Raw genomic sequence first — 20,366 nt, 5'->3', positions numbered from 1 at the left:
CTCACGCTCCGACGGTGGCGACGAGGACGGCGGCGACAGCCAGGACGACGGTGCCTGCGAGCAGCGCGCTCAGGTAGGTCTGCACATTGCCGGTCTGCGCGCGGCGGACGGCCGCGCCGAGCCAGCGGGGTGCGGTGCCCGCGCCGCGTACGTACGTCTCGACGACCTCGCGGTCGAGGAACCGGACGAGACGCGCGGCGGCCTGGACGGGGCGCACGAACAGGGCGGCGTAGACGGCGTCGAGGTGGAAGCCGACGGCGGCGTGCCGGTGCAGCGGGCCGAGCAGGAGGCGGCCGGGGTCGGCCGGGTCGTGGGCGGCGGCCACGTCTCCGTAGGCGGGGGCGTGCGTGGCGATGGCCTCGGCTTCGACCAGGCCTCCGTCGGCTGCGGCTCCCGTGTCGGCGGCGACCGCGCCCATCGGGTGGCGGTCGGCGAGGGCCGTGGTGTGGCGCCACGCGCCGTAGGTGACGAGCCCGCCGACGAGGGCGAATCCCGTGCCGAGGACGGAGGTGGTGAGGGTCGGGGTGAGCGAGTGGCCGTCGAACCATTTCGGCAGGACGCCGACGGTGAGGCCGAAGGCGAGTGAGGGCACGGCGAGCACCCAGAGCACGGCGGTCATCGCGACGGGCTGCCTGCCGTGGTCCGGGGCTTCGGGGCCCCTGCCGTTGAAGGCGAGCAGCCACAGACGCGTCGCGTAGGCGGCGGTGAGGAGGGCGGTCAGCAGACCGGCGACCAGGACGATCCAGCCCGCCGCGGTGGGAGCGGTCTCGGAGTGTCCTGTGGCCGCGTGCTCGGCGGCACCCAGGACGGCCTCCTTGGAGAAGAAGCCGCTGAACGGCGGGATCGCGGCGAGCGCGAGGAGCGCCACGGTCATCGTCCAGAAGGCGTCGGGGACGCGGTCGCGCAGGCCCTTCATGCGGGACATCGCGGCGAGGGAGTTGGTGCCGGCGGCGTGGATGATCACGCCCGCGCCGAGGAAGAGGAGCGCCTTGAAGGCGCCGTGCGACAGGAGGTGGAAGACGGCGGCACCGCGGTCGCCGACGGCGAGGGCGCCGGTCAGATAGCCGAGCTGGCCGATCGTCGAGTACGCGAGGACGCGCTTGATGTCGTCCTGGGCGAGCGCGGCGATCGCCGAGCCGGCCATGGTGACGGCGGCCATGACGGCGAGGACGACCATTGCCGCCGCCGACACGGCGAAGACAGGGAGGAGCCGGGCCACGAAATAGACACCGGCGGCGACCATCGTCGCGGCGTGGATGAGCGCGGAGACGGGGGTGGGGCCCGCCATCGCGTCGGGCAGCCAGGTGTGCAGCGGGAACTGCGCGGACTTGCCCGCCACACCGGCGAGGAGCAGCAGGGCGATCAGCGTCGGGTGGTCGAGGCCGCCGCCCGCGACCGTTGCGAGGACGGTCGTGATGCGGAACGACCCGGTGTCGACGGCGAGCGCGAACAGGCCGATCAGGAAGGGGACATCGCCGAGCTTGGTGACCAGGAAGGCCTTGAGGGAGGCGGCGCGGGCTTCGGGCGTCTCCCAGTAGTGGCCGACGAGGAAGTACGAGCAGATGCCCATGATCTCCCAGCCGACCAGGAGCACCATCAGGTCGCCGGAGTAGACGACGAGCAGCATCGCAGAGGTGAAGAGGGAGACGAGAGCGGCGTACGAGGGGTAGCGCGGGTCGTCGCGCAGGTAGCCCGTCGAGTAGATCTGCACGCAGGAGGCGACGACGCCGACCAGGACGGCGACGAGGGCGGCGAAGCCGTCGATGTGCAGGGCCAGTTCGATGGGGATCGAGCCGGTCGGGGTGAGCTCGGTGGCGGACTCGATGTCGGCGCCGCCGCCGTGGCGGGCTGCGACCAGGACGGCGATGACCAACGCCGCCAGGGTGGGCAGCACCGCGAGGGGGCGTACGAGACCGGGGACGGTGCGGCCGAGCAGCAGACCGGCGACCGCGCCCAGGAACGGCAGGAGGGGGACGAGTACGGCGAGGGTGGTCGTGGTCACGCGGTGGCCTCAGCCTTCTGCGACTTCTGTGCCGGGTCGTCCGAGAGGGGTTCTTCGGCGGCCGTGCCCTCGGCGTCGTCATCGGGGTCGTCGGGGCCCTCGGCGGTGTCGCGGAGTTCGTCGACGGCGGAGGAGCCGCGGTTGCGGTAGACCGCCAGGACGATCGCGAGGCCGATGCCGATCTCCGCGGCGGCGATGGCGATGGTGAAGAGGGTCAGGGCCTGGCCGGAGTGGAGGGCGTCGCGGAGCCAGACGTCGAAGGCGACCAGGTTGAGGTTGACGGCGTTGAGCATCAGCTCGACGGACATCAGGACCAGGATCGCGTTGCGGCGGGCGAGTACTCCGTACAGGCCTACGCAGAAGAGGAGGGCGGCCAGGACGGCGGGATAGGCGAGGTGCATCAGCGCTGCTCCTTGTCGCTGGGGGCTTCGCTGGGGGCACCGGTCGTGCGGGGGTGGCCGGTTGTGCGGGGGCGGCCAGTTGTTCGGGGTTGGCCGGTTGTGCGGGTGTCGTCGGGGGCGTCGTTCAGGCGGGTCATACGGGCGTTCCTGCGGGAGAGGACGATCGCGCCGACCAGGGCGGCGAGGAGCAGGACCGAGAGGGCCTCGAACGGCAGCACCCAGTGCTGGAAGAGGAACTCTCCGGTCGCGCCGGTGGAGCCCTGGGCCTCGTCGGCGGCGCGGTCGAGGTCGATCCAGGTCGTCCGGAAGGCGTCGACGACGACCCAGACCAGGGCGGCGGCCGCGAGGAGGGCCACCGCGAGCGCGACCGGGCGGTTGCCCGAATCGGCGTCCGGGGAACGGCCGATGGGGGCCCTGGTGAGCATCAGTCCGAACAGAAGGAGGACGACGACGGAGCCGACATAGATCAGGACCTGCACCCAGGCGATGAACTCGGCGGTGAGCAGGAGGTACTCGACGGCCAGGCCGCCGAGCGTCGCCACGAGCCACAGGGCGGCGTGCACCAGCTGCTTGGTGGTGACGGTGACGATCGCCGAGCCGAGGGTGACGAGGCCGACCAGGAGGAAGGCGATCTCGACTCCCGTCGGGGAGAGGAAGCCTTGAGGGGCGTTGGCTGCGAAAGTCACGCGTCTCCCTCCGGTCCGGACGGCGCTTCCTGTGCCGCTTCGGCTGTCCGGGCCGACTGTGCTGCTTCGGCTTCCTCGGCTGCCTGTGCTGCTTCGGCTTCCTGGGCCGCGGCCAGCTTCTCCGCCGCCTTGCGGGCGGTGACGATCTCCTTGGGGTCCTCGGCCGCGGGGTCCAGGGCCGGTGGGGCCGGGACCGTCCACATCCAGTCGCGGAGCTTGTCGCGTTCGTGGGTGAGTTCGTGGATGTCGGTCTCGGCGTACTCGAACTCCGGGGACCAGAACAGTGCGTCGAAGGGGCAGACCTCGATGCAGATGCCGCAGTACATGCAGAGGGAGAAGTCGATGGCGAAGCGGTCGAGGACGTTGCGGCTGCGTTCGCGGCCGCCCTCGACGGCCGGCGGGACCGTCTCCTTGTGGGAGTCGATGTAGATGCACCAGTCCGGGCACTCCCGGGCGCAGAGCATGCAGACCGTGCAGTTCTCCTCGAAGAGCCCGATGACGCCGCGGGTGCGGGGCGGGAGTTCGGGCTGATGCTCCGGGTACTGCTCGGTGACGGTCTTCTTCGTCATCGTGCGGAGGGTGACGGCGAGGCCCTTGGCCAGGCCGCTGCCAGGGATCGGAGGCATTAGTTGATCGCCACCTTCACGATTCCGGTGAGCGCGATCTGCGCGAGGGCGAGCGGGACGAGGAAGGTCCAGGAGAACTTCTGGAGCTGGTCCTCGCGGAGACGGGGGTAGCTGACGCGTAGCCAGATCACGAGGAAGGCGAGCACCGCCGTCTTCAGGAGGGTCCAGACCCAGCCGAGTCCTTCGGCGCCCCAGGGGCCGTGCCAGCCGCCGAGGAAGAGGACGGTGGTGAGGCCGCAGAGGACGACGATTCCGGCGTACTCGGCGAGGAGGAAGAGGGCGAAGCGCAGGCCCGTGTACTCGGTGTACGCACCGAAGATGATCTCCGAGTCGGCGACCGGCATGTCGAAGGGCGGACGCTGGAGTTCGGCGAGCCCGGCGACGAAGAAGACGAGGGCGCCGACGATCTGCCAGGGCAGCCACCACCACTCGAAGGCGTTGAGGATGCCGGGCAGTGAAACCGTCCCGGCCGCCATCGCGACCGAGGCCGCGGCGAGCAGCATCGGGAGTTCGTACGCCAGGAGCTGGGCGGCGGTGCGCAGGCCGCCGAGGAGGGAGAACTTGTTGGCGCTCGCCCAGCCCGCCATGAGCGAGCCGAGCACGCCGACGCCCATGACCGCGAGCACGAAGAAGATGCCCGCGTCGACGAGTTGGCCGACGGCACCTTCGCTCGGGCCGATGGGGATCGCGACGAGGACCAGGAGATAGGGCAGCAGGGCGACGGCGGGGGCGAGCTGGAAGATGCGGCGGTCGGCCTCCGCCGGTACGACGTCTTCCTTCTGCGCGAACTTGACCCCGTCGGCGACGAGCTGGGCCCAGCCGTGGAAGCCGCCCGCGTACATGGGGCCGAGGCGGCCCTGCATATGGGCCATCACCTTGTGCTCGGTCTGGCCGATGACCAGGGGCAGCACGAGGAAGACGGCGAAGACGATGAGGAGACGCAGGGCGACGTCGAGCGCGTCGGTCACTCCGGGCCTCCTTGGCGGTCTTCGCCGGGGGTGGTTTCGGGCTCGGGGGTGGTGCTCTCGGGCTTGGCTTGGCCGGGCGCTTCGGTGGAGCCGGGCGCTTCGGTGGGGCCGGTGTCCGTGTCTTTGGCGTCTTTGGCGTCCTTGGCGTCCTTGGCGTCCTTGGCGGTCGCGGCGCCCTCGGGCCGCTCAGCAGCAGCCGTAGTCGACTCCTCCGGGGCGTCGAACGCCGGTCGGGCCTGGTGCCATGGGGCGTCGGAACTGGCCGCGGGCGTCTTGGGCTTCGGCTCGGGCGCAGGAGCGGCCTCAGGCTCGGGCTTCGGCGCGGGCGCAGGAGCGGTCTCAGGCTCGGGCTTCGGCGCGGGCTTGGTCTCGGGTGCCGCAGCGGTCTCAGGCTTGGCTTCAGGCGCTGCGGCCGTCCCCGGCTTGGCTTCAGGCGCTGCGGCCGTCCCCGGCTTGGCTTCAGGCGCTGTGGCCGTCTCCGGCTCAGGGTCGGCCTCAGGGGCCGGAGCAGCTCCCGTCGGCGGCTCCGGCGTCGCCCGCTGCGAGGCCGAGCCCTGGCTCACGCTGCGCGAGCGGCGCGGGGTCCGGGGCTCCGGCTGCGCTGCCTCGGCCTGGCCCGCAGCGGCCGGTGCGGCAGCCGCCTGGCTGGCCGAGCCCTCGCCCGCCGTGCGTGTACGGCGGGCCGGGCGGTCGCCTGCCGCGCGGGCGGCGCCGCGGGCCGGGCGGGCCGGGGCCGCGGGGAGTTGGCCCTTCAGGGGGCCCCATTCGTTCGGGTCGGGTACGCCGGGAGGCAGCATCTGGCGGCGCTTGGGCCCGCCGTGCTCCGACTCCCCCGGCTCCTTCGCGCCGGGCCACGCCTTCGCGACCCGGGCCGCGAGGACGAAGTCCTTACGTAGAGGGTGGCCTTCAAAGGTGTCCGGGAGGAGCAGCGGCACCAGGTGCGGGTGGCCTTCGAAAGCGATGCCGAACATCTCGTGCGTCTCGCGCTCGTGCCACGCCGCGCCCGCGTAGACGTCGACCGCGGTCGGCAGGGCAGGGGCGTCGTGCGGGACGGTCGTACGGATGAGGAGGCGACGTACCGGAGAGAGGGCGACGACGTGGGCCGAGACGTAAAAGCCCGTGCCCGGTTCGTCGACGGCGCTCAGCCAGTCGAAATAGGTGCAGTTCAGGGTCGTGCGCGCGGTTTCCAGAGCCGCGATCCACGTGCTCGGCGGCACGTCGACCGTCAAGAGGTCGTACGACTCCTCGGCCGTGGCCTCCGCGCCGAAGAGCTCCTCGACGGGGCTCGGCAGCCAGCCGGTCATGCCTTCTCCTCCCCTGTCGCGGCCCCGGACACCGGTGCCTCCGGTGCCCGCGTCGGCACCGGAGGCTTGACGAGTCCGCTCTGCAGAGCCGCCGTCGAAGGCCGCCCGCCGTTGCCGTTGCCGTACCGCTCGGCCAGCGACTCCCGCGCGATCTTCTCCTGGAGCTTGAGGATGCCCTGGAGCAGCGCTTCGGGACGGGGCGGGCAGCCGGGTACGTACACGTCGACCGGGATGATCTGGTCGACGCCCTTGGTCACCGCGTACGAATCCCAGTACGGGCCACCGCAGTTGGAGCAGGCGCCGAAGGAGATGACGTACTTCGGCTCGGGCATCTGCTCGTACAGGCGCTTCACGGCCGGGGCCATCTTGTCCGTGACCGTACCGGAGACGACCATCAGGTCGGCCTGGCGCGGACCCGGCGCGAACGGGATCACGCCGAGCCGGATGAAGTCGTGCCGCGCCATGGAGGCGGCGATGAACTCGATGGCGCAGCAGGCGAGGCCGAAGTTGAAGACCCACAGCGAGTACCGGCGGCCCCAGTTGAGGACCACCTTCATCGGCTCGGGCGCGAGGCGGGACAGCACGCCGAGCTTCTGCGGCTCGGATGCGGGGAGCAGTGTCGGCTCGGGCAGGAGCACGGGCTCCGGCACGGGCTCCGGGGTCACGTCCATGTGAGGACGCCCTTCTTGTATGCGTACAGCAGGCCCACGGTCAGGAAGCCGAGGAAGATGAACATCTCCACCAGCGTCGTCGCACCGTAGCCGGGCGCGGCGAAAACCGTCGCCCACGGAAAGAGGAAGATCGAGTCGACGGCGAAGATGACATAGAGGAACGCGTAGACGTAGTAGCGGACCTGGGTGTGGGCCCAGCCGTCACCGACCGGGTCGACGCCGCACTCGTACGTCAGGAGCTTCTCGGGTGTCGGTACGACGGGCCTGAGCAGCCGCCCCGCCCCGAAGGCGACACCGACGAACAGCACGCCGACGACGGCGAGCAGTCCGACGACGGAGTACGACTGGTAGTAGCTCGCCGCGACATTCGACACGTGCACGTCAGCCCCTCACTCCCTGACACTCATCGACACTCATCGCTGATCGCTGATCGCTGATCGCTGTTCGACGATCTGTACGCACGGGAGTCTAGGGCCTGCTAAAGACGGGGTAAGCAGAGCGTCACGCATCGGCAAGGACTGATCGCTCGTGACGTGGCGCCGACGGGGGCGTCGGCAGGCGGGCGCGGGCGGGCGCAGGCGGGTGGGGTTATCCCCCGGGCGTCCGGGCGGCCCTCCTCATGGCGCCGCGGCGGCGGGCCGTGCACCCTAGCGCTTATGACCGCACGCGCCATGTCCTCATCCACGTCCCCGCCGCCCGCGCGCTTCGCGGCGTACGACCGGCAGACCTGGAAGGAGATCGCGCACCTCCTCGCCAACCTCCCCCTGGGCGTGGCCGGTTTCGTCTACGCGGTCGTCACGATCGCGGCCGGCGGCGGTCTCGCCGTGACGGTCATCGGCCTGCCGCTGCTCGCGGGCGCGCTGCTCGGCGCGCGGCTCCTGGGCAAGATGGAGCGGGCCCGGGCGCGGGCACTCCTCGGGCTGTGGATCGACGAGCCGAGCCCGATGCCGAAACTGCGCAAGCACGGGTTCTTCAGCTGGCTGCGGTCGAGTCTGAGAGACCCGGTCGGCTGGCGCACGATGCTGTACTCGTTCATGCGGCTGCCCTGGGGAGTGGTGACGTTCACCGTCACCCTGACGGGGCTCTTCGTGTTCTGGCCCGTGCTTCCCTACGTCGTGCGCGGCCTGACCAACGCCGACCGTGTGATGGCGCGCGGGCTGCTCTCGCCCTCCGACGAACTGGAGCGGCGCATCGTCGAGTTGGAGTCGGACCGCGGGGTCGTCGTGGACACGGCCGCGGCCGACCTGCGCCGCATCGAGCGCGACCTGCACGACGGGGCGCAGGCCCGCCTCGTCGCGCTCGCCATGGGGCTCGGTCTGGCCAAGGAGAAGCTCCTTGAGGGCCAGGCCGACGACACGGTGGCGGCGATGGTCGACGAGGCGCACGGCGAGGTGAAGCTCGCCCTGCAGGAACTGCGCGATCTCGCCCGCGGCATCCACCCCGCGGTCCTGACCGACCGCGGCCTGGACGCGGCCCTTTCCTCGCTCGCCGCGCGGTGCACGGTCCCGGTGAAGGTGACGGCCGATCTACCGACGCGCCCGGCCGCCGCGATCGAGGGCAGCGCGTACTTCACCGTCTCCGAGCTGCTGCAGAACGTCAGCAAGCACAGCGGGGCGCGTTCGGCGTCCGTGGAGGTGTGGCGTGCCGATCAGCGGCTGCTCATCCAGGTGCGGGACGACGGCCGGGGCGGCGCGAGTCTGGACGGGGGCACGGGCATGGCGGGCCTCGCGGACCGGCTCGGCGCGGTCGACGGCCTGTTCGTGATCGAGTCGCCGGAGGGCGGACCCACGACGATCACGGCGGAACTGCCCTGGCGGGACCGGGACCGGGACCGGGACCGGGGCAGGGAGAGGGACAGGGGTCAGGATGCGCGGGGGTAGGGACCGCGACGCCCGGAGGTAGGGGCCGCGATGCCCGGGGGTAGGGAAAACCCCCGGTCGAAGACACCTACGCACCACATGGTCCGGATCAGCTGCGCACGGGAGTCTGGAGATACGACGCCGGAGCACCACGGAACACAACGCGACGTCGAGGCAGCACACGACCGAGCAGCCCGAGCAGATCCAGCAGCCCGAGCGGCCCGAGCAGACCCGGCAGCCCGAGCGGGCCCGAGCAGACCCAGCAGACCCAGCAGACCCAGCAGAAACGGACGACACCGATGGCCACGGAGTACGGACAGGAGTACGGACGCATGAACCGTTCGGAGTTCCGGCGATCCGACCTCGATGAGCGGCAGCCGCGTATCCCAGCCGGGCTGCGCGCGCCGATCGAGGCCCGCGCCTGGAAGGAGTTCGGCTATGTGCTCCTGAGCCTGCCGATCAGCATCGTGACGTTCACGTTCGCGGTCACGATGCTCTCGCTCGGCGCCGGGCTGCTGATCACGTTCATCGGCATCCCGGTACTCGCCGCCGGGCTCGCCGCCTGCCGTGGGATCGGCTCGCTCGAGCGGGTGCGGGCGCGGGCCCTGCTCGACGTGGAGGTGGCGAACCCGGAGCCGCTGCGGCCCACGAACGGCGGCGGCATGATGGCGTGGATCGGCGCCGTGCTCAAGAGCGGCGTCTCCTGGCGGCACGTCCTCTACTCCCTGCTCCACATGCCGTGGGCGGTCTTCTCCTTCGGCGTGTCGGTGCTCTTCTGGACGTACGGCTGGGCGATGCTCACGTACCCGCTGTGGCAGTGGCTCTTCCCGGTCTACGGCGGCCAGGACGGCATCCAGCTCTACGGCGACGACGGGCACCGCGTCCTCATCGACAACCCCTTCGAGATCGGCGTCACCGCCCTCACCGGCCTGCTGGTCACGCTCGCCACGCCTTGGATCATCCGGGCCCTGACCACCGTCGACCGCGTCATGGTCGTCGGGCTGCTCGGCCCTTCCAGCCTGGCGACGCGCGTCGTCGAGCTGGAGTCGGACCGCGGGGTCGTCGTCGACACGGCCGCGGCCGATCTGCGCCGCATCGAGCGCGACCTGCACGACGGGGCGCAGGCCCGCCTCGTCGCGCTCGCCATGGACCTGGGTCTGGCCAAGGAGAAGCTGACGGAGGACCCCCAGGCCGCGGCCCGCATGGTGGACGAGGCACACGGCGAGGTGAAGGTCGCCCTCCAGGAGCTGCGCGACCTGGCCCGCGGCATCCACCCGGCGGTCCTGACCGACCGCGGTCTGGACGCGGCGCTCTCCGCGCTCGCCGCCCGGTGCACGGTTCCGATCCAGGTCGAGGTGGATCTGCCCGCGCGTCCTGCCGCCGCGATCGAGGGCATCGCGTACTTCACCGTCTCCGAGCTGCTGCAGAACATCAGCAAGCACGCGCGGGCGACCCGTGGCTCGGTCGACGTCTGGCAGGTCGAGAACCGGCTGATGCTTCAGGTCTCCGACAACGGCGCGGGGGGCGCGGACGTGACCGGCGGCTCCGGCCTCGCGGGGCTCGCCGAGCGGCTCGACGCGGTCGACGGGATTCTGGTCGTGGATTCGCCCGTGGGCGGCCCGACGACCGTGACGGCGGAGCTGCCCTGGCGGGCTTAAGGGCGGAGCTGCCCTGGTGGGCGTGGGAGCGGAGCTGCCCTGGCGAGCGTGACGGCGGAGCTGCCCTAGCGGGCGCGAGGGCGGAGCTGCCCTGGTGGGCATGACGGCGGCCCCACCCCGCTCGCCCAACCGGTAATCCCACCCCGCTCGCCCAACCGGTAGCCCACCCCCGCTCGCCCAACCAGTAGCCCACCCCCCTCATCCACCAGGTAGTCCCCCTCGCTCACCCACCCGGTAGCCCCCAGCGAGGGGAAGCCGGGTGGGTGTTCTGCCGTGCCGGTCCGTCCACGCACGCGGTAACGCCCCTTAGTACGCGCGATACTGGGGTGTCGGGGGACAACCAGAATCGAATATGCCGGGGGGCCGTGAACGTGGAGGACAAAGTGCGGGTCGTCATCGCCGAGGATTCAGTGCTGCTGAGGGAGGGCCTGACCCGTCTGCTGACCGACCGGGGGCACGACGTCGTCGCGGGGGTGGGCGACGCGGACCAGCTGATCAAGACGATCAACGAGCTCTCCTCCACGGGTGCGCTGCCCGATGTGGTCGTCGCCGACGTGCGGATGCCGCCCACGCACACCGACGAGGGGGTGCGGGCCGCGGTGCATCTGCGCCACCAGTTCCCGGGCCTCGGGGTGCTTGTCCTCTCGCAGTACGTCGAGGAGCAGTACGCCACCGAGCTGCTCGCCGGGTCCAGCCGTGGCGTCGGCTATCTGCTCAAGGACCGCGTCGCGGAGGTGCGCGAGTTCGTGGACGCGGTGGTGCGCGTCGCACAGGGCGGCACCGCGCTCGACCCGGAGGTCGTGGCGCAGCTGCTCGGCCGCAGCCGCAAGCAGGATGTCCTCGCGAGGCTTACTCCGCGCGAACGCGAGGTACTCGGTCTGATGGCCGAGGGGCGGACCAACTCCGCGGTCGCCCGGCAGTTGGTGGTGAGCGACGGCGCCGTCGAGAAGCACGTCAGCAACATCTTCCTGAAGCTGGGGCTCTCCCAGAGTGACGGGGATCACCGACGCGTTCTGGCGGTTCTCACCTACCTGAATTCATAGCAATCTGACACTCTGTCAGCTATTTGACGGCTTGAGCGCCACCAAAGGCGCTTGAGCGTCACTGGAGGCAGGGGCGCCACCATGAGCGCACAGAAGCACGGAGAGCAGTCCTGGAACCAGCAGTCCTAGAACCAAAGGATGGGCGGGGGCGTCTTCCATGACGGGCCGGGGGGTGAGGCACACCGTGACAAAACGGGGCAACATTGCGTCTCAAAAGCGCGTCCGTCATGCGATCTACCACAGGTAGGTGACCCTTACCGACGTAGGGTGGACTTTGGGAAGGCCGGTCGCCCAGCCCTTCCCGCTCAGCCGCCCGAGGGAGGTCCAGTTCAGTGACCAGCCAGGTCAGTAGCACAGCCGAGCAGGCCGATGGGACAGTAGTCGGAGAGCAGCGCAAGCCTGCTGGTGAGAAGGATGTACGCCGTCTGGACCGGGTGATCATCCGTTTCGCGGGTGACTCGGGTGACGGTATGCAGCTCACCGGCGACCGGTTCACCTCGGAGACGGCGTCCTTCGGGAACGACCTGTCGACACTGCCGAACTTCCCCGCCGAGATCCGTGCTCCTGCCGGCACCCTGCCGGGTGTTTCCTCCTTTCAGTTGCATTTCGCCGATCACGACATCCTCACGCCGGGCGACGCGCCGAACGTCCTGGTCGCGATGAACCCGGCCGCCCTGAAGGCGAACATCGCCGATGTGCCGCGCGGCGCGGAGATCATCGTCAACACCGACGAGTTCTCCAAACGGGCGATGGCGAAGGTGGGCTATGAGGCCTCGCCGCTTGAGGACGGTTCGCTGGATGGCTACAGCGTCCATCCGGTGCCGCTGACGACCCTGACCGTCGAGGCGCTGGGGGAGTTCGACCTCTCGCGCAAGGACGCGGGCCGCAGCAAGAACATGTTCGCGCTTGGGTTGCTGTCGTGGATGTATCACCGGCCGACCGAGGGGACGGAGAAGTTCCTGCGGTCGAAGTTCGCCAAGAAGCCGGACATCGCGGAGGCGAACATCGCGGCGTTCAGGGCGGGTTGGAACTTCGGTGAGACGACGGAGGACTTCGCGGTCTCCTACGAGGTCGCCCCGGCCACCCAGGCCTTCCCGACGGGTACCTACCGCAACATCTCGGGGAACCTGGCGCTGTCCTACGGTTTGATCGCGGCGGGGCGGCAGGCGGATCTGCCGCTCTATCTGGGCTCGTATCCCATCACTCCGGCCTCCGACATCCTGCACGAGCTCTCCAGGCACAAGAACTTCGGGGTGCGCACGTTCCAGGCCGAGGACGAGATCGCGGGCATCGGGGCCGCTTTGGGCGCGGCGTTCGGCGGCTCGCTGGCGGTGACCACGACCTCGGGACCGGGAGTGGCGCTGAAGTCGGAGACGATCGGCCTCGCGGTGTCGCTGGAGTTGCCGCTGCTGGTCGTGGACATCCAGCGGGGCGGGCCGAGCACGGGGTTGCCGACCAAGACCGAGCAGGCGGATCTTTTGCAGGCGATGTACGGGCGCAACGGCGAGGCGCCGGTGCCGATCGTGGCGCCGAAGACCCCGGCCGACTGCTTCGACGCGGCGATCGAGGCGGCCCGCATCGCGGTCACCTACCGCACCCCGGTCTTCCTGCTCTCCGACGGATATCTGGCCAACGGCTCCGAGCCCTGGCGCATCCCGGACACCGATGAACTCCCGGATCTGCGCGTGCAGTTCGCCTCGGGTACCAATCACACCGAGGACGACGGGAGTGAGGTGTTCTGGCCCTACAAGCGTGATCCGCGGACCCTGGCCCGCCCGTGGGCGATCCCCGGCACGCCGGGTCTTGAGCACCGGATCGGCGGGATCGAGAAGCAGGACGGCACGGGCAACATCTCCTACGACCCGGCCAACCACGACTTCATGGTCCGCACCCGCCAGGCCAAGATCGACAATATCGACGTCCCGGATCTGGAGGTCGACGACCCGGGCGGCGACGCCACGCTGCTCGTCCTGGGCTGGGGCTCGACGTACGGCCCCATCACCGCGGCGGTACGCCGACTGCGGGCGGTCGGCGAGAGCGTGGCGCAGGTCCATCTGCGCCACCTCAACCCCTTCCCCCGCAACCTCGGCGAGATCCTCAAGCGTTACGACAAGGTGGTGATTCCCGAGATGAACCTCGGGCAGCTCGCCACACTGCTCCGCGCCAAGTACCTCGTGGACGCGGTCTCGTACAACCAGGTCAATGGAATGCCGTTCAAGGCCGAGCAGCTCGCCACGGCTCTCAAGGAGGCCATCAATGGCTGACACGAAGACCGACAGCACCGGGAGCACCAAAAGCGCCGGGAGCGCTGGGAGCGCCGGGAGCGCCGGGAGCACGATCGAAGCGCTTTCCCTGGTGCCCAAGGCCGAGGCCAAGCAGTCCATGAAGGACTTCAAGTCCGACCAGGAGGTGCGCTGGTGCCCCGGCTGCGGCGACTACGCCGTCCTGGCCGCCGTACAGGGCTTCATGCCCGAACTCGGCCTGGCCAAGGAGAACATCGTCTTCGTCTCCGGCATCGGCTGCAGCTCCCGCTTCCCGTACTACATGAACACCTACGGGATGCACTCCATCCACGGCCGCGCCCCCGCCATCGCCACCGGACTGGCCTCCTCCAGGCGGGATTTGAGCGTGTGGGTGGTCACGGGAGACGGCGACGCCCTGTCCATCGGCGGCAACCACCTCATCCACGCCCTGCGCCGCAACGTCAACCTCAAAATCCTGCTCTTCAACAACCGGATCTACGGCCTCACCAAGGGCCAGTACTCCCCCACCTCCGAAGTCGGCAAAATCACCAAGTCGACGCCGATGGGCTCCCTCGACGCCCCCTTCAACCCGGTGTCGCTGGCCATCGGCGCGGAGGCGAGCTTCGTGGCGCGGACCGTGGACTCCGACCGCAAACACCTCACCAGCGTCCTGCGCGAGGCCGCCGAACACCCCGGCACCGCCCTGGTGGAGATCTACCAGAACTGCAACATCTTCAACGACGGCGCCTTCGAGGTCCTCAAGGACAAGCAACAGGCCGAGGAAGCCGTCATCCGCCTGGAGCACGGCCGGCCCATCCGCTTCGGAGCACCCCTGGAGAACGGTTCCGGCTCCAAGGGCGTCGTACGCGACCCGGCCACCGGCGACCTCAAAGTCGTCCCCGTCACCCCCGAGACCGAGTCACAGATCCTGATCCACGACGCGCACTCCACCTCCCCCACCCTGGCCTTCGCGCTCTCCCGCCTGGCGGACCCCGACACCCTGCACCACACCCCCATCGGGGTCTTCCGCAACGTCGAACGCCCGGTCTACGACACCCTCATGTCCGACCAGCTCGACACCGCCATCGAGCACAACGGCAAGGGCGACCTCGCCACACTCCTCGCCGGCAACGACACCTGGACCGTCGCCGGCTGACACCGCCGGGCACTGCCCCCTGCGCCCGGTTCTGACTTTTCAGGACCGGGCTTCGTCATACGCCCGCCGGGCTTCGTCGTGCACCTGCCGGGCTTCGTCATACGCCTGCCGCGCTTCGTCGTACGCCTGCCGGGCTTCGTCGTACGTCTGCCTCGCTTCCTGTACGTCCGACAGGCGCCGCTCGGTCCACTCGGCGAGCGCCCGCACCTGCTCGCCGACCTCGCGCCCGAGGTCGGTGAGCGAGTAGTCGACGCGCGGCGGAATGACCGGCTTGGCGTCGCGGTGCACGAGGCCGTCGCGCTCCAGGGTCTGAAGGGTCTGCGTCAGCATCTTCTCGCTGACCCGGCCGAGAGCCCGGCGCAGTTCGCTGAAGCGGTACGAGCGCTCGTCCAGGGCGATCAGGACGAGTACCCCCCAGCGGCTCGTCACGTGTTCCAGGACGAGGCGCTGCGGGCACATCCCGTCGTCGCCGAGGTTCCAAGTACTTACTGCCATGCCAGTACCTTACTTCAAAGTGGGTACTTTCCGAAAGTTAGCGCCCGGCGTAGGCTCTTCCTCAGAACCAGACCAAAGGGAGATTCCAGACATGAGCATCGTCGTCACCGGAGCCACCGGACACCTCGGCCGTCTCGTCATCGACGGGCTGCTCGACGCGCAGGTGCCCGCCGGGCAGATCGCCGCCGTAGTCCGCAACAAGGAGAAGGCCGCCGACCTCGCCGCGCGCGGTGTCGAACTGCGGATCGCGGACTACAGCGCGCCCGAGACCCTCACCGGCGTCTTCGCCGCGGGCGACAGGGTCCTGCTGATCTCCGGCAGCGAGGTCGGGCAGCGCGTGCCGCAGCACGCGGCGGTGATCGACGCCGCCCGCGCGGCGGACGTGGCGCTGCTCGCGTACACCGGCGTCCTCGGCGGACCCGACGCCGACTTCGACCTCGCGGACGAGCACAAGGAGACCGAGCAGCTCGTCCTCGACTCCGGTATTCCGCACACGTTCCTGCGCAACGGCTGGTACCACGAGAACTACACGGCCAACCTCGCCCCCGTCCTGGAGCACGGCGCCGTCGTCGCCTCCGCGGGCGAGGGCAGGGTCGCCTCCGCCTCGCGCGCCGACTACGCGGCCGCCGCCGTCGCCGTACTCACCGGCGAGGGCCACGAGGGCAAGGCCTACGAGCTGAGCGGCGATGTCGCGTGGAGCCTCGCCGAGTACGCCGCCGAGATCTCCCGGCAGACCGGCAAGGACATCTCGTACGCGAACGTCCCCGCCGAGCAGAACCTCGCGATCCTGACCGGCGCCGGGCTTCCCGAGCAGTTCGCCGCGATCCTCGTCGACGTGGACTCGGCGATCGAGCGGGGTCTCCTCGCCGGTACGAGCGGTGATCTCGCCCGTCTCATCGGGCGGCCGACGACGCCTCTCGCGGACGCGATCGCGGTTGCGCTCAAGGGCTGAGGACGGTGGCGCTCAAGGGCTGAGGGCGACGGCGCTCAAGGGCTGAGCGCGGAGCAGATGCCGAGGAGGTCGGAGCAGATCTGGGCCGAGGCGGACGTCATGACCGTTTTCCTGAGACGGGCATGACACGGGAGTGTCTGTGCGGCTACCTTCTTGGAGGCAGCGTGGGGCTGCCACGCACCAAGGAGGGGCCGTGGACGCCGCCGCAGCTGAGCAGTCGAAGAGCGAGCAGCGCACAGGACTGCTGAACGGCATCGCGGCCTACGGGATGTGGGGCCTCGTGCCCCTGTTCTGGCCCCTGCTCAAGCCGGCCGGGGCGGGCGAGATCCTCGCGCACCGGATGGCGTGGTCCCTGGTCGTGGTCGGCATCGCGCTGCTCGTCGTGCGGCGCTGGGCCTGGGCCGGTGAACTGATCCGGCAGCCGCGCAAGCTGGGCCTGGTGACGATCGCCGCGGCGGTCATCACGATCAACTGGGGCGTCTACATCTGGGCCGTGAACTCCGGCCACGTCGTGGAGGCCTCCCTCGGCTACTTCATCAACCCCCTGGTCACCATCGCGATGGGCGTCCTGCTCCTCGGCGAACGGCTGCGGCCCGTGCAGTGGACGGCCGTCGCCGTCGGCCTCGCGGCAGTTCTCGTACTCGCCTTCGGGTACGGGCAGCCGCCGTGGATCTCGCTCTGCCTCGCCTTCTCCTTCGCCACGTACGGCCTGGCGAAGAAGAAGGTCGGCCTCAGCGGTCTGGAGTCCCTCGCCGCCGAGACCGCGATCCAGTTCCTGCCCGCGGTCGGGTTCCTGGTGTGGCTCAGTCTGCGGGGCGACGCCACGTTCGGCACGGAGGGTTTCGGGCACGGGACGCTGCTCGCGGCGACCGGTCTGGTCACCGCCATTCCCCTGGTCTGCTTCGGCGCCGCCGCGATCCGGGTGCCGCTCGCGACGCTCGGGATGCTGCAATACCTCGCTCCCGTCTTCCAGTTCCTGCTCGGCATCCTGTACTTCCATGAGGCGATGCCGCCCGAGCGGTGGGCCGGGTTCGGGCTTGTGTGGCTGGCGCTGACGTTGCTGACCTGGGATGCGGTGCGCTCCGCGCGGGCCAATGCGGTGCGGTTGGCTGCCGCGAGGGCATCGGTGGCCGGGGTTCCCGTCGCCGGGCGGGAGACTGAGCCGATGACTCCCGCTGCCGGGCGGGAGGAGTCCGGGGTCTGACGCCGCGGCCACCGTCCGTCCCTGCGGGTGTGTTGTGGCTGGGCGTTGCGGGTGGGTTGTGGCTGGGCATTGCGGGTGGGTTGTGGCTGGGCATTGTTGTGGCTGGGCGTTGCGGGTGTGTTGTGGCTGGGCGTTGAGGCTGGGCGCGCCGTTCCCCGTGCCCCTTCGGGGCGCTCTCAGCCCCAGGCCCTCGCCTCCGATGCGGCCTTCGCGTAGACGCTGAAATCCTTGGGCTCTCGGCCCAGTACGTCTCGTACGCCGCTCACGGGCGCCGCGTTGTAGCCGTCCGCCAGCCAGGCGAGTACGTCCGCGAGGGCGCGGGCCGGTTCGGCGGGGACGTCTGCCGCGGTCAGTTCCGCCACGTACTCGTCCGCCGTGATGTGCTCGAACCGCATCGGGCGCCCCGACGCCTGCGACAGTTCCGCGACCGCCTCGGCGAAGCTCAGCGCGCGCGGCCCGGAGAGTTCGTAGACCCGGCCCGTGTGCCCGTCCTCGGTGAGCAGGGCGGCGGCCACGTCCGCGATGTCGTCCACGTCGATGAACGGTTCCGGCACATCGCCGACGGGGAGTGCGAGGCGGCCCGCCACGAGGGGTGCGTGGAAGATGTCCTCGTCGAAGTTCTGGGTGAAGTTGTTCGGGCGGATCACCGTCCAGTCCACGCCCGCCTCGCGCACCACGCGCTCGGCCTCCGCCATGGACGGCTCGAAGGAGCCGCCGTACACCTCGACGCCCCGCCCCGACAGGACGACGAAGCGGCGTACGCCCGCCGCCACTGCCTGGTCGACGAAGTCGGCGATCGGCTCGGGCTCGGGCGGACCGACCAAGTAGAGGGCGGACACGCCCTCAAGGGCCGGGGCCCAGGTGGAGCGGTCGGTCCAGTCGAAGCGGGTCTCGCCGGAGCGTGACGCCGCGCGCACGGCCCGGCCCGCCTCCCGCAGCCGGGAGACCACGCGGCGGCCTGTCTTGCCGGTGGCGCCGAGGACGAGGATGAGGGCGCCGGATGCCGGAGGGTTCTCCGCGTCGCTCACCGCGTCGCTCACCGCGTTGCTCTTCGCGCCGCTCTCTGGGTCGCTCTTCGCGTTGTTCTCTGCGTTGTTCTCTGCGTTGTTCTTCGCGTTGTCGGTCATGGGTACAGCCAACTGCCTTGCCGCGCCTTGTCACATGGGCGCCCGTCTCGCCCGCATGGGAGTACGTCTACGCGAGCGGGGCGCCGTCTACGGTGGGGGCATGGACGCTCTGGGGGATCTGCTGCGAGGGGTACGCGCTGACGGCGCGCTGTTCGACCGCACGGTGCTGACAGGACCTTGGGAGGAGAGCCGTAGCGAGGGGGCCGCGCTGACGCTGGTCTCGGTGGTGCGCGGCACGGCGCGGATCGCCGCCGCGTCGGGGGAACCGCGCACTCTGGGGGAAGGGGCCGCGGCCGTGGTGTGTACTCCGGCCCCGTTCACGCTCTCCGCCCCGGGCGCGCGCGTGGGCCCCGACGAGTGTGAACTGGTCACCGGCGCCTACCAGTTGGACAGCGCGGTGGGCAGGCGCCTGGTCAGCATGCTGCCGCCGCTCCTCGTGGTGCCGTCCGGCGACGACTGCACGCCCATCCTGGAGCTGATCGCCGCGGAAGTGGCCGCCGACCGGCCGGGCCGCCAGTTCGTGATGGACCGGATGCTCGACTGGCTGCTGGCCTGCACCCTGCGCGAGTGGTTCGACCTGCCGGACGCCTGCCCGCCCGCCTGGTACAGCGCGCTCGGCGACGAGGTGATCGGCCCCGCCCTGCACGCCATGCACGACGAGCCATCGCGGCCCTGGACGGTGGCCTCGCTCGCCGCACGCGCCCAGGTGTCGCGCGCCGCGTTCGCCCGCAACTTCGCCGAACAGGTCGGCAGGCCCCCGATGGCGTACCTCACCGAGTGGCGGATGACGCTCGCCGCCGAGCTGCTCGCCGAGCCGGGTGCGACGGTGGCGTCCGTGGCCGGGAAGGTCGGGTACGCGGACGGGTTCGGATTCAGCGACGCCTTCAAGCGGATCCGGGGCATCGCGCCGAGCGGCTACCGCGCCTCGCTGACCGCCCGGCGGCCGGACTCCGGCGCGCCGCTCAGGGCGGCGGGCTGACCGACGCCCGCTCGTCCGACGCCCGCCCGCTCGTCCGACTCCCCCCGTCCGACGCCCGCCCCCTCACCCAACTCCCCCCCCGTCCGACGCCCGCCCCCTCACCCAACTCCCCCCCCGTCCGACGCCTCCTCGCCCAACTCCCCTCTCACCATCGGCTACACCCGCATCCAGACGGGCGCCCCAACCGACTGGGCCCGAACCGACCGGGGCCGCGTCACCGACGTCCTGGCCGTCTTGGCCGTCCTGCGCGAGAAGGAACCCCCGCGCTGCGCCCGCGACTGGCGGCGCCACCGCGTGCCGGACTGCTGGTACTGCGGGATGTTCCAACCCGGGGATTGCTTCCGTCACGGCCTCGAGACAGGAGCGGACAGGAGTAGCGCGCCGACCACGTACCTCCTTCGTCTCAGGTCCTGCGCGGAGCGCTGTGCAGCAGGCCGTCGAGGAGGAGGCGGGTGATGGTTCGGGCCTCGTCCAGCCATCCCTCGCTCACCCGCAGAGCGCAGATGCCGCCAAGGGCCCGCAGCAGGGTGGGGCCGGTGACGTCGTCGCGTACGGCGCCGGCTGCGGCGCCGGCATCGAGCAGCCGGGTGAGAGCGTCGCTCATACGGGACCGGGCGTCGTCGAAGACCGGTGAGTCGCTCGCCATGATGCTCTCCAGTGCCACGGACATGCCCTTGCCCACGGCGGCGTGGTCCACGAGCAGCAGCAAGAAACGGCGCAGGGCCTCCGCCGGGGCGTACTGACCCAGCAGGTGGTCGGGCGCTGCACACAGGTCGTCGACCTCTTTGCGGTAGACCTCCTCGATCAGTGCGTCGCGGGTCTCGAAGTGGCGGTAGAGCGTTCCGACGGCTACCCCGGCGCTGCGGGCGATGTCTTCCACGTGCGCGTCGTCGTCACCGTCGAGGAACGCCTCGCGGGCCGCGGCCAGCAGTGCCTCGCGGTTGCGCTGCGCGTCCCGGCGCAACGGGCGTGATGCCGTCAAGGAAACCTCC

Annotated in this window: 20 protein-coding genes; 8 read left to right on the top strand and 12 right to left on the bottom strand. The window is 70.5% G+C overall.

Annotated features, from left to right (window positions below; all coding sequences use genetic code 11):
- Nucleotide 1 precedes the first annotated feature (1 nt).
- Genes ACZ5CR_RS27610 through ACZ5CR_RS27575 form a run of 8 tightly spaced genes read right to left on the bottom strand, consistent with a single transcriptional unit; the run spans nt 2 to nt 7,038 of the window.
- On the bottom strand, nt 2-2,002 hold the full coding sequence (locus ACZ5CR_RS27610; protein ID WP_468862075.1) for an NADH-quinone oxidoreductase subunit 5 family protein: 2,001 nt from the start codon (nt 2,000-2,002) through the stop codon (nt 2-4).
- The gene (gene nuoK, locus ACZ5CR_RS27605) at nt 1,999-2,403 is read right to left on the bottom strand and encodes an NADH-quinone oxidoreductase subunit NuoK (RefSeq protein ID WP_468862072.1); all 405 of its coding nucleotides are present in this window, start codon (nt 2,401-2,403) and stop codon (nt 1,999-2,001) included. The genes ACZ5CR_RS27610 and nuoK overlap by 4 nt, the downstream gene beginning before the upstream one ends.
- Nucleotides 2,403-3,089, bottom strand: a complete 687-nt coding sequence (locus ACZ5CR_RS27600; RefSeq protein ID WP_468862070.1) for an NADH-quinone oxidoreductase subunit J family protein — start codon at nt 3,087-3,089, stop codon at nt 2,403-2,405. The genes nuoK and ACZ5CR_RS27600 overlap by 1 nt, the downstream gene beginning before the upstream one ends.
- On the bottom strand, nt 3,086-3,715 hold the full coding sequence (locus ACZ5CR_RS27595) for a NuoI/complex I 23 kDa subunit family protein (protein ID WP_468862069.1): 630 nt from the start codon (nt 3,713-3,715) through the stop codon (nt 3,086-3,088). Before ACZ5CR_RS27595 ends, ACZ5CR_RS27600 begins: the two co-directional genes overlap by 4 nt.
- A complete protein-coding gene (locus tag ACZ5CR_RS27590) occupies nt 3,715-4,683 on the bottom strand; it encodes a complex I subunit 1/NuoH family protein (protein WP_468862067.1) in 969 nt (322 codons plus the stop codon). The genes ACZ5CR_RS27595 and ACZ5CR_RS27590 overlap by 1 nt, the downstream gene beginning before the upstream one ends.
- Complete coding sequence (locus ACZ5CR_RS27585; protein WP_468862064.1) at nt 4,680-5,987, bottom strand: NADH-quinone oxidoreductase subunit C; 1,308 nt, start codon at nt 5,985-5,987, stop codon at nt 4,680-4,682. The genes ACZ5CR_RS27590 and ACZ5CR_RS27585 overlap by 4 nt, the downstream gene beginning before the upstream one ends.
- A complete protein-coding gene (locus tag ACZ5CR_RS27580) occupies nt 5,984-6,658 on the bottom strand; it encodes an NADH-quinone oxidoreductase subunit B (protein ID WP_468862062.1) in 675 nt (224 codons plus the stop codon). The genes ACZ5CR_RS27585 and ACZ5CR_RS27580 overlap by 4 nt, the downstream gene beginning before the upstream one ends.
- Nucleotides 6,649-7,038: an NADH-quinone oxidoreductase subunit A gene (locus ACZ5CR_RS27575; RefSeq protein WP_468862061.1), complete on the bottom strand. Its 390-nt coding sequence runs from the start codon at nt 7,036-7,038 to the stop codon at nt 6,649-6,651. The genes ACZ5CR_RS27580 and ACZ5CR_RS27575 overlap by 10 nt, the downstream gene beginning before the upstream one ends.
- A gap of 276 nt (nt 7,039-7,314) precedes the next feature.
- Here ACZ5CR_RS27575 and ACZ5CR_RS27570 point away from each other — a divergent pair, with 276 nt between their 5' ends.
- Nucleotides 7,315-8,538 carry a sensor histidine kinase gene (locus ACZ5CR_RS27570; RefSeq protein ID WP_468862059.1) on the top strand — a complete coding sequence of 408 codons (1,224 nt, stop codon included), beginning with the start codon at nt 7,315-7,317 and terminating at the stop codon, nt 8,536-8,538.
- An 88-nt stretch (nt 8,539-8,626) separates the two neighbouring features.
- Here ACZ5CR_RS27570 and ACZ5CR_RS27565 read toward each other — a convergent pair whose 3' ends face one another.
- Nucleotides 8,627-8,851: a hypothetical protein gene (locus tag ACZ5CR_RS27565; protein WP_468862182.1), complete on the bottom strand. Its 225-nt coding sequence runs from the start codon at nt 8,849-8,851 to the stop codon at nt 8,627-8,629.
- On the opposite strand from ACZ5CR_RS27565, the gene ACZ5CR_RS27560 reads away from it, so the two are divergent.
- The 4 genes from ACZ5CR_RS27560 (at nt 8,817) to ACZ5CR_RS27545 (ending at nt 14,617) form a co-directional block, all read left to right on the top strand.
- Entirely contained in the window at nt 8,817-10,175 is a 1,359-nt protein-coding gene (locus ACZ5CR_RS27560) for a sensor histidine kinase (RefSeq protein WP_468862056.1), read from the top strand. The two genes, ACZ5CR_RS27565 and ACZ5CR_RS27560, sit on opposite strands and share 35 nt — an antisense overlap.
- A 383-nt stretch (nt 10,176-10,558) precedes the next feature.
- On the top strand, nt 10,559-11,218 hold the full coding sequence (locus ACZ5CR_RS27555) for a LuxR C-terminal-related transcriptional regulator (protein WP_468862178.1): 660 nt from the start codon (nt 10,559-10,561) through the stop codon (nt 11,216-11,218).
- 332 nt (nt 11,219-11,550) lie between these two features.
- Nucleotides 11,551-13,482: a 2-oxoacid:acceptor oxidoreductase subunit alpha gene (locus ACZ5CR_RS27550; RefSeq protein ID WP_468862054.1), complete on the top strand. Its 1,932-nt coding sequence runs from the start codon at nt 11,551-11,553 to the stop codon at nt 13,480-13,482.
- Nucleotides 13,483-13,600: 118 nt separating this feature from the next.
- Complete coding sequence (locus tag ACZ5CR_RS27545; RefSeq protein ID WP_468862175.1) at nt 13,601-14,617, top strand: 2-oxoacid:ferredoxin oxidoreductase subunit beta; 1,017 nt, start codon at nt 13,601-13,603, stop codon at nt 14,615-14,617.
- Nucleotides 14,618-14,656: 39 nt separating this feature from the next.
- On the opposite strand, the gene ACZ5CR_RS27540 is transcribed toward ACZ5CR_RS27545, so the two are convergent.
- Complete coding sequence (locus ACZ5CR_RS27540; protein ID WP_468862053.1) at nt 14,657-15,112, bottom strand: winged helix-turn-helix transcriptional regulator; 456 nt, start codon at nt 15,110-15,112, stop codon at nt 14,657-14,659.
- A 91-nt stretch (nt 15,113-15,203) separates the two neighbouring features.
- Between ACZ5CR_RS27540 and ACZ5CR_RS27535 the strand changes: the two genes are divergently transcribed.
- Both ACZ5CR_RS27535 and rarD read left to right on the top strand, forming a co-directional pair.
- The gene (locus ACZ5CR_RS27535; protein WP_468862052.1) at nt 15,204-16,064 is read left to right on the top strand and encodes an SDR family oxidoreductase; all 861 of its coding nucleotides are present in this window, start codon (nt 15,204-15,206) and stop codon (nt 16,062-16,064) included.
- A 193-nt stretch (nt 16,065-16,257) separates the two neighbouring features.
- The gene (gene rarD / locus ACZ5CR_RS27530; RefSeq protein WP_468862051.1) at nt 16,258-17,268 is read left to right on the top strand and encodes an EamA family transporter RarD; all 1,011 of its coding nucleotides are present in this window, start codon (nt 16,258-16,260) and stop codon (nt 17,266-17,268) included.
- A 176-nt stretch (nt 17,269-17,444) separates the two neighbouring features.
- Here the strand turns inward: rarD and ACZ5CR_RS27525 are convergent, their stop codons facing one another.
- Entirely contained in the window at nt 17,445-18,395 is a 951-nt protein-coding gene (locus ACZ5CR_RS27525) for an NAD(P)H-binding protein (RefSeq protein WP_468862050.1), read from the bottom strand.
- A 100-nt stretch (nt 18,396-18,495) separates the two neighbouring features.
- Between ACZ5CR_RS27525 and ACZ5CR_RS27520 the strand changes: the two genes are divergently transcribed.
- Nucleotides 18,496-19,374: an AraC family transcriptional regulator gene (locus ACZ5CR_RS27520; RefSeq protein WP_468862048.1), complete on the top strand. Its 879-nt coding sequence runs from the start codon at nt 18,496-18,498 to the stop codon at nt 19,372-19,374.
- A 403-nt stretch (nt 19,375-19,777) separates the two neighbouring features.
- Here the strand turns inward: ACZ5CR_RS27520 and ACZ5CR_RS27515 are convergent, their stop codons facing one another.
- A complete protein-coding gene (locus tag ACZ5CR_RS27515) occupies nt 19,778-20,356 on the bottom strand; it encodes a TetR/AcrR family transcriptional regulator (protein ID WP_468862047.1) in 579 nt (192 codons plus the stop codon).
- Nucleotides 20,357-20,366 lie beyond the last annotated feature (10 nt).

This window comes from Streptomyces sp. NPDC031274 (assembly GCF_055570235.1).
Note: the sequence above shows the minus strand (reverse complement) of the source record. Positions and strands in the feature narration are given on the sequence as shown.